This window comes from Pseudomonas sp. C7.1, assembly GCF_056312395.1.
Genome location: NZ_JBWDTL010000002.1, coordinates 108,870 through 125,396 on the forward strand (window position 1 = coordinate 108,870; position 16,527 = coordinate 125,396).

Below are 16,527 nucleotides of genomic sequence, written 5' to 3' on the forward strand. Positions count from 1 at the left end.
GATGACGGATGAGTAGCTCTGCCTTTTTATTAAGTAGTAGTACATATGCTATTGCTGGGTCAGAAGATGCAGTTCATCTGATTGAGCAGAAGGAGCGCATTGAACAGGCGGTTGTGACTGGCGACCCAGCGCTCACTCTAGATACATCTAAAGCCTTTTTAGAAAGCGTGTTTAAGACCATTCTTTCGGATAGGGTGGTGGGTTGCGATCTTGAGCAGGATCTAAAACCGCTTTTTAAGTCTGTGCGTGACGCTTTATCCTTTAATAGAGATAAGGATGTAAATGCTTTAATTGGGAAGCTTTCGAGTAGTGTTGTTCATAATGTTGGGGAGCTTCGCAATAGGTATGGTGCGGCGTCTCATGGTAAAGATGGTCATTATGTAAGCCCGATTGAGATGCCGGAGGCCGAGCTGGTAGCCAGGCTGGTGGATAGTGTTGCCGGGTTTGTTTTCCATAAACACAAGGCTAATGGTGATCCTTCTCTGGCGGTCAGGATTTACTATCAGGATTATCCTGATTTCAATGACTTTCTTGATGGTCAGTATAGTGGCTATAAATTTGAAATGGATGGAAAAAAACACCTTGAGATTCTGCCAAGCAAATTGCTTTTCATGGCTGATGAAAGCTCCTTCGCTTATCGTGAAATGTTGCTTCAGTTTATGTCTTCTGAGGGGGAGGGGGAGGAGTCTTTAGTTGTTGGGGTGCAAGAAGGGGTGGTGCTTGTTGTTGAGCCGCCGGAGGACGAGCTATCGTATAAAAATATGCATATCCCTTATCAGGATGGAATTGATTCAATAATTGCCGCTCTACTTGTAAGTGATGAAGCTCAACAGTCAGTGTCTGCAGAGGATATAAGGAGTATTGCTGAGTTTGTTATTGGCTTCGCCATAAATGATGCGGGTATTGATTGGCAGGCTCATGAATCACGCCGTGCTACCTTTAAGAATAAAATTAGGCGTCGTCTAATAAAAGTTGCCTTTTCTGAAGCTTTTTTAGATGCAGCAGTTGACTCCTCTCTAGAAAAAGCCGCTGAACTGTATCCAAGCCGGATGGGGGAGAGCTAATGAGTCGCAGATATCCGCCTCCACTGTTTTCTGTGCGCTAGCTGCAAATGTCCTCTTATCAGCCCCCCTACCAGCTCACCCCTCGCATCCTCCAGCAGGTCGCCTCCATCTGCGAGCTGCTCGGGCGTTGGTCGGCTTCGGGCGCAGCTTCATCGTCGCCCCATCTGCGCCGCGATAACCGTATCCGCACCATCCATGCCTCCCTGGCCATTGAGCACAACAGCCTGTCGTTGCAGCAGATGACGGCGGTGCTGGATGGCAAGCGCGTGCTGGGCCAGCCACGGGAGATTCAGGAGGTGCGCAATGCCTTTGCCGCCTATGAGCAACTGCCCCACTGGCAGCCCGACCGTACTGCCGACCTGCTGTCGGCGCATAAAACCCTGATGCTGGGCTTGGTAGACGGCCCCGGCCAGTATCGCCAGGGCGGGGTGGGTATCTATCGTGGTGATGCGCTGGTGCATATGGCACCGCCGGCCAACCGGGTGGCGCAGTTGCTCGGCGATCTGCTGAGCTGGTTGCACGCCACCGAGGCGCATCCGCTGATTGCCAGTTGCGTATTCCATTACGAGTTTGAATTTATTCACCCCTTTGATGACGGCAATGGCCGTATGGGGCGCTTGTGGCAGACGTTGATTCTCAGCCAGTGGCAGCCGCTGTTGGCCTATCTGCCGGTGGAAACCCTGGTGCATGCGCGCCAGGCAGATTATTACCAAGCCTTGAGCGAGGCCGATCAGCGCGCCGAGGCCACGCCTTTTATCGAATTTATGCTGCAGGCCTTGCTCGATGCCATGGGCGAAACCCTGGCAGCAGGTTCGGAGAAAGGTTCGGAAGAAAGTTCGGAGAAGATACTCGCCCTGCTGCGCAGCGAGCCGCGCTTGCCGGCCCGTGTGCTGGCCGAGCGCTTGGGCATTAGCCCACGGGCGGTGGAGAAACAAATTGCCAAGCTGCGCGAACACGGGCGCTTGCGCCGTATTGGCCCGGCCAAGGGTGGCCATTGGGAGGTTATGCAGTGAAGCTGATTAGCGAAGACGGGCTGGAACAGCTGTGCCAGGCGTGGTTCCGCGAGGGGGGTTATGAGATCGCCTATGGGCCGGATCTGGCCCCGGAAGGCCATGCCGCCGAGCGTGAGGATTACCGCCAGGTGATATTGCCCGGCCGTTTGCTGGCCGCGCTTGTGCGCATCAACCCACGCATTCCGCCAGCAGTATTGCAGGAGCAGGTGGTGGAGGTGCTCGGCAAGGCGCAAAGCCCGGTGCTGATCCACAACAACCGGCAGTTTCAGCGCTGGCTGCTGGAGGGTGTGCCGGTGCAGTACCGCGTGGCGGACGAGATGCAGCATGAACATGTGCAACTGGTGGATTTTCAGCAGGTGCACAACAACCAGTTTTTGCTGGTTAACCAATTCACCTTGCTGGGCAGTAAAGGCAACCGTCGCCCGGATTTACTGGTGTTTATCAACGGCCTGCCGATGGCGGTGATCGAGCTGAAAAACCCCGGTGATGAAAGCGCCGATATCTGGGATGCCTGCAACCAGTTGCAGACCTATAAAGAGGAAATCCCCGAGCTGTTTGTGTTTAACCAGGCGCTGGTGATTTCCGATGGCATCACCGCGCGGGTTGGTTCGTTGACTGCCAACAAGGAGCGCTTTTTGCCGTGGCGTACCATTCACGATGAGCACGACAAGCCGCTGTTGTCTTACGAGCTGGAGGCGGTGGTGCGTGGTTTTTTCCAGCGCGAGCTGTTCCTTGATTACATCCGCCACTTTGTCTTGTTCGAGCAGGACGGCGAGCGGCTGATCAAGAAAATTGCCGGTTATCACCAGTTCCATGCGGTGCGTGAGGCGGTGCGCGTCACCCTGGTGGCCGCCACGCTCGACGGCACGCTGCGTGAGGAACGGGCCACCTACGGCAAGCGCATCGAGCCGCGCAAAGCCGGGGTGGTGTGGCACACCCAAGGCTCGGGCAAGAGCATCTCCATGGTTTGCTATGCCGGCAAGCTGTTGCAGCAGCCGCAAATGCACAACCCCACACTGGTGGTGGTGACCGACCGTAACGACCTCGACGGGCAGCTGTTCGAGAACTTCACCAGCGCCAAGATGCTGCTCAAGCAGTTGCCGGAGCAGGCTACTAGCCGCGATGAGCTGCGCGAGATGCTGGCGGCGCGCCAGTCCGGCGGGATTATCTTCACCACGGTGCAGAAGTTCTCGTTGTTCGAAGGCGAGGAACATCACCCAGCGCTAACCCAGCGCAGCAATGTGGTGGTGATTTCCGATGAGGCGCACCGCAGCCACTACGGCTTGCAAACCCGCCTGGTGGCCGTGAAGGACAAAGCCAGCGGCGCAGTAACCGGGCACAAGTACGTGAGCGGCTACGCCAAGCACCTGCACGACGCCATGCCAGCCGCGACCTTTATCGGCTTTACCGGCACCCCGATTGCCAGCGAAGACAAAGACACCCGTGCGGTGTTTGGCGACTACATCAGCATCTACGACATTCAGGATGCCGTGGATGACGGTGCCACCGTGCCGATCTACTACGAAAGCCGCCTGGCCAAACTGGACATCAACCAGGCCGAGATCGAGCAGCTTAACGATGAGGTCGAGGAAGTTATCGAGGACGAGGAGGACATCTCCTACCGCGAAAAGACCAAAAGCCAGTGGGCCGCCCTGGAAAAACTGGTGGGTGCCGCGCCGCGTATCCAGCAGGTGGCTGCCGACCTGGTGCAGCACTTCGAGACCCGCAGCGCCACGCTGGAAGGCAAGGGCATGGTCGTCGGCATGAGCCGGGAAATCTGCGTGCACCTTTACAACGCCATCGTCGCGTTGCGCCCCGAGTGGCACAGCACAGACCTCAACAGCGGCGCGATCAAGGTGGTGATGACCGGCTCGGCCGCCGACCGCGAGCTGCTGCAGCCGCACATCTACAACAAGCTGCAGAAGAAGACCCTGGAGAAACGCTTCAAGGATGCCAATGATCCGCTGCGCTTGGTGATTGTGCGCGACATGTGGCTAACCGGTTTCGATGCCCCCTGTGTACACACCATGTACGTGGATAAACCGATGAAGGGCCACAACCTGATGCAGGCCATTGCGCGGGTTAACCGGGTGTTTAAGAACAAACCGGGTGGCCTGGTGGTGGACTACATCGGCATCGCTAACGAGCTGAAAAGTGCGCTCAAGACCTACACCGACGCCAACGGCAAAGGCCAGCCGGCCAACCTGGCGCAAGAGGCCTTCGCGGTGCTGGTGGAGAAAGTCGACATCGTGCGTGGCTTGTTCGCCAGCGAGGTGGACGGCGCAAAACTGGATATCAGTGCCTACGCCACTCAAGCCACGCTGTTGCTGGTGCCAGCGGCCAACCATGTGCTGGGGCTGGATGACGGCAAAAAGCGCTTCCTTGATCTGGTGCTGGCCATCAGCAAGGCCTTCGCCTTGTGCGGCACCCTGGATGAAGCGGACGAATACCGTAAAGAAATCGCCTTTTATGCGGCGGTGAAGGCGGTGATCACTAAATACACCACGGTCGATAAAAAGCTCACCGAGGAAGAAAAGAATTCCGCCCTCAAGCAGATTCTCGACAACGCCGTGATCGCCGATGGCGTGGCGGATATCTTCGCCCTCGCCGGGTTGGACAAGCCCAATATCGGTTTGCTCGACGATGACTTTATGGCCGATGTGCGCAACATGAAGAGCAAAAACCTGGCGGTGGAACTGCTGGAAAAACTGCTGCGCGATGAAATCCGCGCCCACACCCGCAACAACGTGGTGCAGGAGAAGAAGTACAGCGACCGCCTGCTGGAAAGCCTGCGCAAGTACCGCAACCGCGCCATCGAAACCGCCCAGGTGATTGAAGAGCTGATCGCCATGGCCAAAGAGTTTCAGGAGGCCCTCAAGCGGCATGAAGCGCTGGGCCTGAACCCCGACGAATTGGCTTTTTACGATGCCCTGGCCAATAACGAAAGCGCGGTGCGCGAGCTGGGCGATGAAGAGCTGAAGAAGATCGCCACTGAACTGACCGGCAAACTGCGCAGCAGCACCACGGTGGATTGGCAGGTGCGCGATAGCGTGCGGGCCAAGCTGCGCAACTTGGTGCGTATCACCCTGCGTCGTTATAAGTACCCGCCGGATAAGGCCGATGAGGCTATCGAGTTGGTGCTTAAACAGGCTGAGGTGTTGAGCCAAAATTGGTCGAAATAAGTAAGCACATAGGCACTTGAAGTTAACGGGGCGCTTGGCTCGCAATGGTTGCACTAAGCCCGCACAGGTGCTCTGATCGGGCTATCGGGTTGGCCAGCAATGGCCTTCCTGAGCACTATCCTCTAATGCCAATAAGAAACAGAGCAGGAGCCGCTGTATGAAAACAGTTGCCGAAATTCTCCGCAGTAAGCCTCAGGCCGCCGTATACAGCGTCAATCTCAGCGCTACTGTGCTGGATGCAATGAAGGTGATGGCCGAGAAAGGTATTGGGGCGCTGGTGGTGTTGGATGACAAGGGGCGTTTGGCCGGCATCGTCAGCGAGCGTGACTACGCGCGCAAAGTAGCGCTGCTGGAACGCCCGTCATTCAGCGTGCCGATCAGCGAAATCATGACGGCAGATGTCCTGACCATAGGCCTGCGCGACACCTCACAGCACTGCATGCAGCTGATGACCGACCGCCATTTGCGTCACTTGCCGGTGTTGGCTGAAGGCGAATTGATCGGTTTGCTGTCGATTGGTGACCTGGTTAAACACACCATCGCCGATCAGGCCAGCTTGATCCAACAACTGGAGCAGTACATTCGCGGCGAGTAGCAGCGCGTGTAATAGGGATAGGTTGATGGATATCCGCAGTGTCGGGGCTGGCGAGCTGGATGCGCTGCTCGCCCTGTATGAGCATTTGCACCCTGACGACCAACCGTTGCCCGCGCGTGATCAAGTTGATGCGGTGTGGCAGGCAATCATCGCCAACCCTGCGCACCAGTGTTTTGGTCTGTACCGCGATGCACAGTTGGTGGCCAGCTGCAGCATCAGCCTGGTGGCCAACCTGACGCGCGGCTGCCGCCCCTTTGCCCTGATCGAAAACGTGGTGGCCCACAGCGAGCATCGCGGGCGTGGCTATGGCCAGGCGTTACTGGCGTACGCCCTGGCGTTTGCCTGGGGCCAGGGCTGCTACAAGGTGATGCTGATGACCAGCAGCAAGGACCCAGCAACCCTGCGTTTCTACGAATCAGCAGGCTTTGACCGGCATGACAAGCAGGCTTTTATCGCCAAACCGCCGGCTTAGCTTGCTTCGCGAATGATCCTGAATACGCGGGTTGTTTAAAAGGGTTTTGGCTCTGCAGGTGGGTAGTGGTGCGGCTTTGGTGTGGAGCGCATACTGGCGCTTCAATAACCCTAAGGTAACGATTATGACCCTTGCTCTGACTCCACTGATTTCGCTAATCGCCGGCATTCTGATTCTGGTGGTGCCACGTTTGCTCAACTACATCGTGGCAATTTATCTAATCGTAATTGGCCTGGTCGGCATCTTCGGTACTGGCAATTTCAATCTGCGTTTTTAAGTGTTGAGCTGCACCGCCTTCATCATGGCTTCAGCGTTTTCCAGCAAGCAGGAGTCATGCGCTTGTTCGGTGCAGCGGGTCACGGTGTTGGCGGTGCGCAGCATCGCCGCTTCAACTGCCGCGCTTGGTACGCCATGGAAATAAAACAAGGGCTGCCCATCGGCACGACCGTGTGTAATTGGATTCATGCATGGCCGCCTAGGGGCTGGCCTTTGTGGCGTTACGCGGTAAAACGCGGTTCGCAGCGCACCTCGGACTTTACCGAGTTGGCGATAAAGCACTCTTCATGGGCCTGGTGGTGCATGTGTTCGATCTGTTCGCGGCTGGGCAGGCGCTCACCGGAGAAACGGACCGCTGGGCGCAAGATAATCTGAGCGATAAACAGCTTGCCGGCAGCATTCTCCTGCATCAGTCCGCTGGCACTGTCACGGTAGTCATCGACGCAGAAGCGGCGTTTGGCGGCGATGGAGAGAAACCACAGCATGTGGCAGCTGGCGAGGGAGGCGATAAAGGCCTCTTCGGGATCAACGGCTGTTTCATCCGACATCGGCAGCGGTACTACATGCGGCGAGGATGAGCCGGCAACCTCCAGCCCGCCATCAAAACGCAGCAAATGCTTGCGGCTATAGCGGTTGCCGAGAAAGTCCTGCTCGCCACGTTGCCAGATTACTTCGGCGACATGCTCAGTCATGGGTATTTTCCTGTTGCAGTTGGGTTGGGTGACTACCACCAGCCGTTATCGTCAAGCAGCATCTTCTTGTAGTAATCAATATTGGCGCGTGCCGCGAATACCGCGCTAACGCCATAGCCCAAGGCGTTGGCGATCTTGCCGTAGCCCAGATACTCCAGGCCGATACCGAGGGTGATCACCACGGCGGCGCAGAGCAGAAACAGCGCCAGGCCCTTTTTCCACATGCCCTTGATGGCGTAGTAGATCGGCCCGAAGAAGAATGCCAGGAAGTTGAAGCTGAAGGCCTTGCGCCGTTCTGCCGCAGGCAGCTCCTTGAACTTGGGCATCTTGATGCCGCCGGCATGGTGAATTGCGCTAAAGCGTTGCTTCCATTTGTCCGAGATGGGGAGTGCAGCGATCTGTTCGTCGGACACCAGTGATTCTGCGTCGGCGACGCTGGCTTGCGGGGTGGCGTAGGGGTTGTGCGGGGTCATGGCCGTTCATCCTTAAATTGGCGATCAGCACACGCTGCGGATTCCGCGCTGACTCGGACACCCATTCCACGCACATCCGGACAGTGATTCCACGCTGATCCGGACACCCATTCCACGAGCATCCGGACACTGATTCCACAGCCATCCGGACACTTTCTGGCAGGCAGCTACGCAGGATTTATTCACTACCATTGGCCTCTTTTTCGAAGCAGAGAGGTCGTCGTGGAGCGTTTATCCATGCGTAAAATCCGTGAAGTGTTGCGCCTCAAGTTCGATTGCGGGCTGTCTGTCCGTAAGATCTCCCGCAGTCTGGGCATAGGTCACAGCAGTGCCGGTGATTACCTTTGCCGATTCACGGCCTGCGGCCTCTCCTGGCCGCTCCCTGCTGAGTTGTCCGACGCCGAGCTGGAGCGGCGCCTGTTCCCGCCACCGCCGGAGATCCCCTCTGAGCAACGACCAACTCCCGACTGGGCCTGGGTGCATGCCGAGCTGCGCCGACCAGGCGTGACCCTGGCGCTGCTCTGGCAGGAGTATCGGCTGGGCCAGCCACAGGGCTTCCAGTACAGCTGGTTCTGCGAGCACTACCGGGCCTGGGCCGGCAAGGTCGATGTGGTGATGCGCCAGGAGCACCGCGTCGGCGAAAAGCTGTTCGTCGACTACGCAGGTCAGACGATGCCGGTGATCGACCGTCACAGCGGCGAGATCCGCCAGGCGCAGGTATTCGTCGCGGTACTCGGTGCCTCCAGCTACACCTTCGCCGAGGCCACCTGGTCGCAGCAGTTGCCGGACTGGCTGGGCTCCCATGCCCGTTGCTTCGCCTTCCTCGGCGGGGTGCCGGAGATCGTGGTGCCGGACAACCTGCGCAGTGCGGTGAGCAAGGCCCATCGCTACGAACCGGACATCAACCCCAGCTACCGCGACTTGGCCGAGCACTATGGCGTGGCGGTGGTGCCGGCGCGGGCGCGTAAGCCCCGCGACAAGGCCAAGGCCGAGGTCGGCGTGCAGGTGGTCGAGCGCTGGATCCTCGCCGCCTTGCGCCATCGCCAGTTCTTCTCCCTGGACGAACTCAACCGGGCCATCGCCGTGCTGCTGGAGCGACTCAACCAACGGCCGTTCAAGAAGCTACCGGGCTCCCGCCAGGCGGCTTTCGACAGCCTGGATCGCCCGGCCCTGCGGCCTTTACCGGAGCAGCCCTACGTCTATGCCGAGTGGAAGAAGGCGCGGGTGCACATCGACTACCACGTCGAGGTCGATGGGCATTACTACTCGGTGCCCTACCAGTTGGTGAAGAAGCAGCTGGAGGTGCGTCTGACGGCGCGCACCGTGGAGTGCTTCCACGCCAACCAGCGGGTGGCCAGCCACGTACGCTCCCTGCACAAAGGCCGGCACAGCACGCAGACCGAGCACATGCCCAAGAGCCATCGCGAGCATGCCGAGTGGACGCCGCAACGGCTGATCCGCTGGGCCGAGCAGACCGGCCCGAACACCGCCGGGGTGATCGGCCACATCCTCGAACGGCGCGTGCATCCGCAGCATGGCTACCGCGCTTGCCTGGGCATCCTGCGCCTGGGCAAGCACCACGGCGAAGAACGGCTGGAAGCCGCCTGCCAGCGCGCCCTAAGCCTCGGTGCCTGTAGCTACAAAAGCCTCGAATCGATTCTGCGCCAAGGCCTGGAAAACCTGCCGCTGGCTCAACAGAACCTACCCCTACTACCGGACGACCACGCCAACCTGCGCGGCCCCGGCTACTACCACTGAACAAAGGAATCCCACCATGCTGCCTCACCCGACCCTAGACAAGCTGCAAACCCTGCGCCTGCACGGCATGCTCAAAGCCCTCGCCGAGCAACTGAAAACACCCGACATCGACAGCCTGAGCTTCGAAGAACGCCTCGGCCTGTTGGTCGATCGCGAGCTGACCGAGCGCGACGACAAGCGCCTGAGCAACCGCCTACGCCAGGCCCGGCTCAAGCACAACGCCTGCCTCGAAGACATCGACTACCGCGCCCCGCGCGGGCTGGACAAGGCGCTGATCCTGCAACTGCGCAGCGGCCAGTGGCTGCGCGACGGCCTCAACCTGATCATCGGCGGCCCCACCGGCGTCGGCAAAACCTGGCTGGCCTGCGCCCTGGCCCACCAGGCCTGCCGGGACGGCTACAGCGTGCGCTACCTGCGCCTACCGCGGCTGCTGGAAGAACTGGGCCTGGCCCATGGCGACGGCCGCTTCGCCAAGCTGATGAGCGGCTACGCCAAGACCGACCTGCTGATCCTCGACGACTGGGGCCTGGCACCGTTCACCACCGAACAGCGCCGCGACATGCTGGAGCTGCTGGACGACCGCTACGGCCAACGCTCAACCATCGTGACCAGTCAGATGCCGGTGGACAACTGGCACGAACTGATCGGCGATCCGACCCTGGCCGACGCCATCCTCGACCGCCTGGTGCACAACGCCTACCGGATCAACCTGAAGGGAGAGTCGATGCGCAGGCGGGCGAAGAAATTGACGACGCCGGGCACCTCAGACTAACAATGCATATCCTGCGTCGCTGCGCTCCGACTGCCTGTCCGGATGACCGTGGAACAGGTGTCCGGATCAGCGTGGGCTGAGTGTCCGAATGGCGTGGAATCCGCACACACGCTACGCATTTCTGAAAATACTGTCCATTTACGCCTTAATGGTTTGTGCAGTTTTGCGATCCTTTCTGCGTGGTTTCGCGCGCTTACTCAGTATTTGATGTGGTTATGGGCGAACAGCCCCGGACAGTTGCCTGTCTCGGGGCTGGGTGGGTTACTCGTAGCGCCAGTAGAGGGTTACGCCAGAGAAGCTGGAATAGCCCCGTAGGCCGATATGCCAGGTACCGGCAGCAGGGTTTTCCTGGGTGCAGGTTTCCTGATTGCCGTCGAGGTAGGGCCGGCAGGTCCATTGGCTGGTGGTGGGTTGGCTGCCCAGGCGTGTGTACAGGTCAGCATCGCCCGTGCCGCCGCTGATTCGTACGGTCAGGCGCTGGGTGCCGCTTGGCACCACCACGTTGTAACGTACCCAAGCGTCCCGCGCGCCGGAAAGGTTAGGGTAGGTTTGCTCCTCGCCATTACCGCCACTGCTGGCATCGCAGCCGCGCTGGGCGATCAGGTCGCTGGCCCGCTTGGCCTTGACGATGCCGTAGCCGTAGTAAGCATCGCGGCCAGCAGTGCCACGGTCTTCTGCGGTGTTATTGACCACTTTGCGAATCTGCGCGGCGGTGCACTGCCGGTGCTGACTCCACACCAGGGCGTAAACCGCTGACACATGCGGTGTGGCCATCGAGGTGCCGTTGTAGTTCGCATAGCGGTTGCCAGGCAGGGTGGAGCGCACGCCAACCCCAGGAGCGGCGACTTCGACCTGGTTGTTGTACTGCGAGAACGACGCGCGATTACCGCTGCTGTCTACTGCCGCGACCGATACGACAGAGTCGTAGGAGGCGGGGTAGGAGAGGGTGCTGTTACCACTGTTGCCTGCAGCTGCGACAACCAGCACGCCATTCTGGTAGGCCGCATCCATGGCATTGCGCTCGGTTACCGACGAGGCGCCACCGCCCAGGCTCATGCTGATCACCGTTGACCCGGCTGCGCGGCACTGCTGGATGGCCATCACCAGGTCTGAGCCATAAGCCCAACTACCGCTGTTGTTGAACACCTTGACGATATGCAGGCCGAGGTTGCCCGACGGGCTGACGCCAACCACGCCAAGGTCGTTGCCACCCAGGGCCGCGATGGTGCCGGCGACGTGGGTGCCGTGGCCATTGCCATCCTCGTACCAGTTGCCACTGTTGACGCTGCCATAGCCGTCATTACCGGTGATGCCGGCCGACGGTAAATCCTGATGGCCAAGGTCGTAACCGGAGTCGACGATGCACACCTTCATATTGGAAATAGCGTTATCGGGTAACAGGTTGGCCTGCACCATGGGGATGCCATAGGGGACTTGTTCGGCCATTAGGTAGCGGCGCGGGTCGAGTTCGATATAGTCGACCGCCGGGTTGGCCTGCAACTGCTTGAGTTGCGCAGGGTTCAGGTGCGCCACGCTGGCGGCTTGGCTGTCCAGGTGCATCAAGGGCTGTACCTGGGCCTGGCTGAGCAGGCGCTGGGCGGCCAAGGTTTCGAACTGGCCGGCGCTTAGGGGTTGCGGCTGGTTGGCCTGACTCATTGGTGAAGGTGTCAGCTCCTTGTATTTGATGATGTAGCGCGGTGATTGCTGCTCATCCACAGGGATCTGCGCCTGGGCTGTGAAGCTTGGTTTTTCGTCGGCCTGGGCGTTCGCCCAGCCGGCGCTGAGTAATAACAGTAAGGCGGTGGTGCGTTGGAATCCTTGCATGGTTATCTCCCAATTGAGTGCCGCGTAGTGCAGCTGTCAGAACCCTAGGAGACTGTGTCGAAAAACCAAGGTCATTCGTCGCTTTTCAATTAAAAATGTCTAATTAAATCAATTGCTTATGTGTTTTTCAAAGTCGATATCATGCCGCCCCTTTAGCGGTTTTAAAGGGGAGCGATTCGCTAAGGCTTGGCACCTATCCCCAGGCTGCTGCAGCGCGGGATTACCAGTGGTAGGGCTGCGCCTGGACGTTAGTACGGGGACATACCTGTGGCTCCGCAAAGGCATACGCCAAGGCGCACTCGTGCGCCTGTGTCGTATGCATGTTCGGGGGAGAGTGTCCGCGCCGGCCTAACAGCTTGGCGGGCGCGGCGCTTTCTCAGTCAGCTATCCAGGCCTCTTGCCAATGGCTACCGATACCGGGCTCGAACTGGGTCGAGGCGGCTGACCACTGTGTGCAATAGCCACTCTGCGGAAATGGACGACACTGATACAGTCGTCCCGTCTTAGGCTGCAGCACCCGGGTGCCGGCCGTGTAACTGCGCAGGCTGTCCGGGAAGGTGAAGTCATAGCTGGCGTTGTCGTCGCCTGCGACGAACATCATGTCGAAGGTTTTCTGCAACACCTGCTCGCTGCCGATCACCTTGGCGCTGACCACCAGTTGATGATGGCCGGGTGCGGGGCTGTCGACATTGATGCTCAGGGGCTGGCTGCTATTGGTCAGCTCGGCTGCGGCAAAACCCTTGGTGTTGCCGCTGTGGTCGTAGACGTAGCTGCTGATCTGCAGCGCGCCCACGGCGGTGACGTTGAACGCGAGCTGCAGCTGACCGCTCTGAATGCGGTAGTTGGGCTGCAGGCCATCGACCAGCAGGTCGTGGTCCGGCGCACTGGCCTTGTCGATCTGCACCTCAATGCGCTGGATGCCGCTGTCGGCACGGGCAAACAGGCTGTTCTGGCCGTAGACCGGTTGGATCGTGCCATCACTGCCGCGTTGGCCGGCCTTGAGCAGGCTTTGTTGCTGGTTGATACGGCTGGCGAGTAGGTAGGTCCACTGGTTGCGCTGGCCCTGTTCGCTGGTTTCAACCTGTAACTGAGTCTGCAAGTCGCTGCGCTCGCCGCTGGCATCGAAGACCCGAGTCATCGCTTGGTCGCCGACCTGCAAATCAACCGAGGGGTAGAGCATGCCCTTGGCTTGCCAGGCTGACGGGTCCGGCGGTGTGGTCACATCGCCGAACATCACATCCATCACGTTGTAGAAGCTCATCGGCGTATCGCCCACCTCCCAGACCCCGAGGATTATCTGGTAGCCCTCGCGCGGCGGCACATCACAGTTGTGGGTGACCTCTTGCGGCGGCTGTTGCATGCCGCCGTCGACCACGCAGAACGGCACCGTCTCAAACGCGGCACGGTTTAACGGCTGATTGGCCAGCCAGTCAGGGCGGGTGATGTAGTAGCGCCAATTGCGCGTGGCGTGGTTGGCGGTAAAGCGCCAGGTGAAATTCGCCGGGCCTGCCTGCATGGGGCGCTTGGCCCAGCGACTGACTGTTTGTTCATTGAGCGGAGAGAATTGCGCCAGCCCGGCGCTGGCGATCTGGCCATCGGCTGGGCCGCTTTGCGGGAAGCCGGAGTAACCTTCCAGACTTTGCGGTTCCCATTGCACGGCCCCGCATTGGCTGTTTTCCCCCAGCTTGCATAGATAGCCGCGCGCTTCAGGTTGTTTGATATAGCCGTGGGCGAATACGTTACCGCTGCCCAGCATTAATAATGCGCTGGCCGCGCAAATCCATTGACGTTCGTTCATGACTGTCCCTTATCAGATTGGATAAATCTTGGTGACACCGCTTACCGGCCGCCTTGTGAGCAACAAGTGAGTTAGCACTCTAGTGCAGAAAAATCCGGCTTCCAGTGGAATGGACGAACGGTCGTGCTGCTGTGAGTGCTCTATCACGGGTGCTTACTGTGGATTGATCTCCACACAGTCTCCATCTGCCCTCCATAAAGCCACCACTTGCGCCGCCCAGACTCTGCCTACCTAAACCGTATCGGAGAGTTGCACCATGAGCCGCATTCTGGGTTTCAAGCTGGGCGCTATTGCCTTGCTGATTTTGTTATTGCTGGTCCCGCTGTCGATGATCGGCGGGTTGGTGAGCGAGCGGCAGTATCAGCGCGCCGAGGTGCTGCAAGACATCGCGCGCAGTTCCAGCTACCGCCAGCAGCTCACCGGGCCGATTCTGGTGATGCCCTACACCAAGGTCTGGCACGTGTGGAAAACCCACGCCAAGACCGGCGAGCGCTATATGGAAGAGCAGAAGAGCCGAGGCCGTCTGTACTTTCTGCCGGAGCGCTTTGTGCTCAATGGCCACGTCGCCACCGAGGAGCGTGCGCGCGGCATCTACAAGGCGCTGCTGTACCGCAGCGACAACCAGATCAGCGGCGCCTTCAAGCTGCCGGCGCGCCTCGGGCTGGGTGATGAGTTGGGGCTGTATCAGTTTGATCGGCCCTTCCTCTCGGTCGGTATCAGCGATATTCGTGGCATCAGCAATGACCTGCAACTGCGCTTTAACGGCATGAACCTGAGCTTTGCACCCGGCAGCGCCGAGGAGCGTTTCGGCGCGGGTGTGCATGCACCGCTGCCGGCGCTGGATAGCCAGGGCGGGCAGACTCTGGAGTTCGCCTTCGACCTCAAACTGCAGGGCACCGAGCAACTGAGCATCACCCCGGTGGGCCGTGACAGTCGGGTCGAGCTGACGTCCGGCTGGCCGCATCCGAGCTTTGTCGGCGAATACCTGCCGAGCAGCCGTGAGGTGTCGGACAAGGGCTTCAAGGCACATTGGCAAACCAGCTTCTTCGCCACCAACCTGGAGGAAGCGCTGGCCGATTGCGTGCGTGAAGACAGCTGCAATGCAATGACCGCGCGCAACTTCGGCGTGAGCTTTGTCGACCCGGTGGACCAGTACCTGAAGACCGAGCGGGCGATCAAGTATGCCCTGCTGTTTATCGGCCTGACCTTCGCCGTGTTCTTCCTCTTTGAAGTGCTCAAGCGCATGGCCGTGCACCCGGTGCAATACGCCCTGGTGGGCATGTCGCTGGCGCTGTTTTACCTGTTGTTGCTGTCGCTGTCCGAGCACCTGAGTTTTGCCCTGGCCTATGGCATTGCCGCGACTGCCTGCGTGCTGTTGATCGGCTTCTACGTCAGTTACGTGCTGCACAGCGCCCTGCGCGGCGCGGGTTTCGGTGCTTTGCTGGCGCTGCTCTACGGCATGTTGTTCGGCCTGCTCGGCGCTGAGGACTACGCCCTGCTGATGGGCTCGGTGCTGGTGTTTGGCGTGCTCGCCGGGGTGATGGTGCTGACCCGCAAACTCGACTGGTACGGCGTCGGCCGCCTGCCACTGGCCAGCCCAGCCAGCGACCGTTAATAGCGCGCGGCGCAGGCCAGCCTGCGCCGCTTTTTTATCTGTGTGGGAGTTGAGCATGATGCGTTTACTGATGCAGTTCTCCGCCTGTTCTGCTTTAGGGCTGGCGGTGGCCTTTATGGTGTTGCTGGGCCTGATGTTCTGCGGCCAATTTGACCTGATCAAAGGCCTGCAACTGACCGGTCAACCTCTGGCGCAGCTGAGCCTGGTGCTGTTGCCAGAATCCTTCTGGGAGAGCCTGACCGGCCTGGCCAATGCCGCGCAGAACAGCGAAGTGCAGTCCTTCCTCAGTTTGTGCACGGCGCTTGGCCAGTTTGGCCTGCTGCTGGCGTTTGGCTTCTTCCGCCTGTGGTATGTGCAATGAGCGGGCATATCGGCTTGCGCGAAGAGTCGCGCGCTGGGCATCTGCTGGCGTGGCGGATTGCGCGGTTGTTTGCCTCTGCAGCGGGCCAGCAGGTGAAGCGTACAACTGGCAAGCCGGCAGGGGTTGGCGATGCGCTTGTGCGGTCTGAATAAAGGTGGGTTTGAAGGCCGTCGCGCAGCTGTTATGTCATTCGACTAACGTCCAATCGCTGACGTCGTTTTTGCCGTGCTGCTAGCTAACTAGTTGTTATATATAAATAAATATTTTATTCCGGGGGTTTTCAGGCAGCTAATACCAATGTCTATCTGTCGGCCCTAGTGGCCTGCTGCTAGCTTGAGGGGGCATGAGAATAACAATAACCGGAGGAGTTTATGACTTCTGATCAAGCTAACGCTGCAGCGTACTGGAAGGCGAATGTTCGGTTGATTACCTGGAGCCTGATTGTCTGGGCCCTGGTGTCTTACGGCTTCGCCATACTTCTTCGACCGATGCTGGCAGGTATCTCTGTCGGTGGTACTGACCTTGGCTTCTGGTTCGCCCAGCAAGGTTCGATCATTACCTTTGTCGTGATCATTTTCTTTTACGCCTGGAAAATGAACAAACTCGATAAACAATTCGGTGTCGAGGAATAA

The 16,527-nt window shown here is 59.2% G+C and carries 16 protein-coding genes; 11 read left to right on the top strand and 5 right to left on the bottom strand.

Features of this window, described 5'->3' with window-relative positions; translation table 11 throughout:
• The first annotated feature begins 8 nt into the window (after window positions 1–8).
• The 6 genes from AC0T4W_RS01670 to AC0T4W_RS01695 all read left to right on the top strand — a co-directional run bounded on the left by AC0T4W_RS01670 (window position 9) and on the right by AC0T4W_RS01695 (window position 6,603).
• Entirely contained in the window at window positions 9–1,064 is a 1,056-nt protein-coding gene (locus AC0T4W_RS01670; protein ID WP_476315317.1) for an abortive infection family protein, read from the top strand.
• Window positions 1,065–1,111: 47 nt separating this feature from the next.
• Complete coding sequence (locus AC0T4W_RS01675) at window positions 1,112–2,077, top strand: Fic family protein (RefSeq protein WP_476315320.1); 966 nt, start codon at window positions 1,112–1,114, stop codon at window positions 2,075–2,077.
• A gap of 5 nt (window positions 2,078–2,082) precedes the next feature.
• Window positions 2,083–5,259 (top strand): type I restriction endonuclease subunit R, encoded by a 3,177-nt coding sequence (locus AC0T4W_RS01680; RefSeq protein WP_476316045.1) that lies wholly within the window; start codon window positions 2,083–2,085, stop codon window positions 5,257–5,259.
• A 157-nt stretch (window positions 5,260–5,416) separates the two neighbouring features.
• A complete protein-coding gene (locus AC0T4W_RS01685) occupies window positions 5,417–5,854 on the top strand; it encodes a CBS domain-containing protein (protein WP_476315323.1) in 438 nt (145 codons plus the stop codon).
• Window positions 5,855–5,879: 25 nt separating this feature from the next.
• Entirely contained in the window at window positions 5,880–6,326 is a 447-nt protein-coding gene (locus AC0T4W_RS01690) for a GNAT family N-acetyltransferase (protein WP_476315326.1), read from the top strand.
• A 124-nt stretch (window positions 6,327–6,450) separates the two neighbouring features.
• Window positions 6,451–6,603, top strand: coding sequence for a DUF3096 domain-containing protein (locus tag AC0T4W_RS01695; protein WP_079203638.1), 153 nt, complete (start codon window positions 6,451–6,453; stop codon window positions 6,601–6,603).
• Here AC0T4W_RS01695 and AC0T4W_RS01700 read toward each other — a convergent pair.
• From AC0T4W_RS01700 to AC0T4W_RS01710, 3 genes are read right to left on the bottom strand one after another with little or no spacing between them, the layout of a single operon-like run.
• Window positions 6,600–6,791 carry a hypothetical protein gene (locus tag AC0T4W_RS01700; RefSeq protein WP_476315330.1) on the bottom strand — a complete coding sequence of 64 codons (192 nt, stop codon included), beginning with the start codon at window positions 6,789–6,791 and terminating at the stop codon, window positions 6,600–6,602. The genes AC0T4W_RS01695 and AC0T4W_RS01700 overlap by 4 nt on opposite strands.
• A gap of 32 nt (window positions 6,792–6,823) precedes the next feature.
• Window positions 6,824–7,294, bottom strand: a complete 471-nt coding sequence (locus AC0T4W_RS01705; protein WP_476315333.1) for an OsmC family protein — start codon at window positions 7,292–7,294, stop codon at window positions 6,824–6,826.
• Between the two features lie 32 nt (window positions 7,295–7,326).
• Window positions 7,327–7,767 (bottom strand): DUF2628 domain-containing protein, encoded by a 441-nt coding sequence (locus AC0T4W_RS01710; RefSeq protein ID WP_476315336.1) that lies wholly within the window; start codon window positions 7,765–7,767, stop codon window positions 7,327–7,329.
• Window positions 7,768–8,004: 237 nt separating this feature from the next.
• Here AC0T4W_RS01710 and istA point away from each other — a divergent pair, with 237 nt between their 5' ends.
• Both istA and istB read left to right on the top strand, forming a co-directional pair.
• Window positions 8,005–9,525 (top strand): IS21 family transposase, encoded by a 1,521-nt coding sequence (gene istA, locus AC0T4W_RS01715; RefSeq protein ID WP_476315339.1) that lies wholly within the window; start codon window positions 8,005–8,007, stop codon window positions 9,523–9,525.
• A gap of 16 nt (window positions 9,526–9,541) precedes the next feature.
• Window positions 9,542–10,297, top strand: a complete 756-nt coding sequence (istB, locus tag AC0T4W_RS01720; RefSeq protein ID WP_476315342.1) for an IS21-like element helper ATPase IstB — start codon at window positions 9,542–9,544, stop codon at window positions 10,295–10,297.
• A gap of 261 nt (window positions 10,298–10,558) precedes the next feature.
• Here istB and AC0T4W_RS01725 read toward each other — a convergent pair whose 3' ends face one another.
• Both AC0T4W_RS01725 and gbpA read right to left on the bottom strand, forming a co-directional pair.
• A complete protein-coding gene (locus tag AC0T4W_RS01725) occupies window positions 10,559–12,121 on the bottom strand; it encodes a S8 family serine peptidase (RefSeq protein WP_476315345.1) in 1,563 nt (520 codons plus the stop codon).
• A 376-nt stretch (window positions 12,122–12,497) separates the two neighbouring features.
• Window positions 12,498–13,919: an N-acetylglucosamine-binding protein GbpA gene (gene gbpA / locus AC0T4W_RS01730; RefSeq protein WP_476315348.1), complete on the bottom strand. Its 1,422-nt coding sequence runs from the start codon at window positions 13,917–13,919 to the stop codon at window positions 12,498–12,500.
• Between the two features lie 256 nt (window positions 13,920–14,175).
• Here gbpA and creD point away from each other — a divergent pair, with 256 nt between their 5' ends.
• The 3 genes from creD to AC0T4W_RS01745 all read left to right on the top strand — a co-directional run bounded on the left by creD (window position 14,176) and on the right by AC0T4W_RS01745 (window position 16,527).
• Window positions 14,176–15,534: a cell envelope integrity protein CreD gene (gene creD, locus AC0T4W_RS01735; protein ID WP_476315351.1), complete on the top strand. Its 1,359-nt coding sequence runs from the start codon at window positions 14,176–14,178 to the stop codon at window positions 15,532–15,534.
• Between the two features lie 55 nt (window positions 15,535–15,589).
• Window positions 15,590–15,895 (top strand): hypothetical protein, encoded by a 306-nt coding sequence (locus AC0T4W_RS01740; protein WP_476315354.1) that lies wholly within the window; start codon window positions 15,590–15,592, stop codon window positions 15,893–15,895.
• A 371-nt stretch (window positions 15,896–16,266) separates the two neighbouring features.
• Window positions 16,267–16,527, top strand: coding sequence for a DUF4212 domain-containing protein (locus AC0T4W_RS01745; RefSeq protein ID WP_339462584.1), 261 nt, complete (start codon window positions 16,267–16,269; stop codon window positions 16,525–16,527).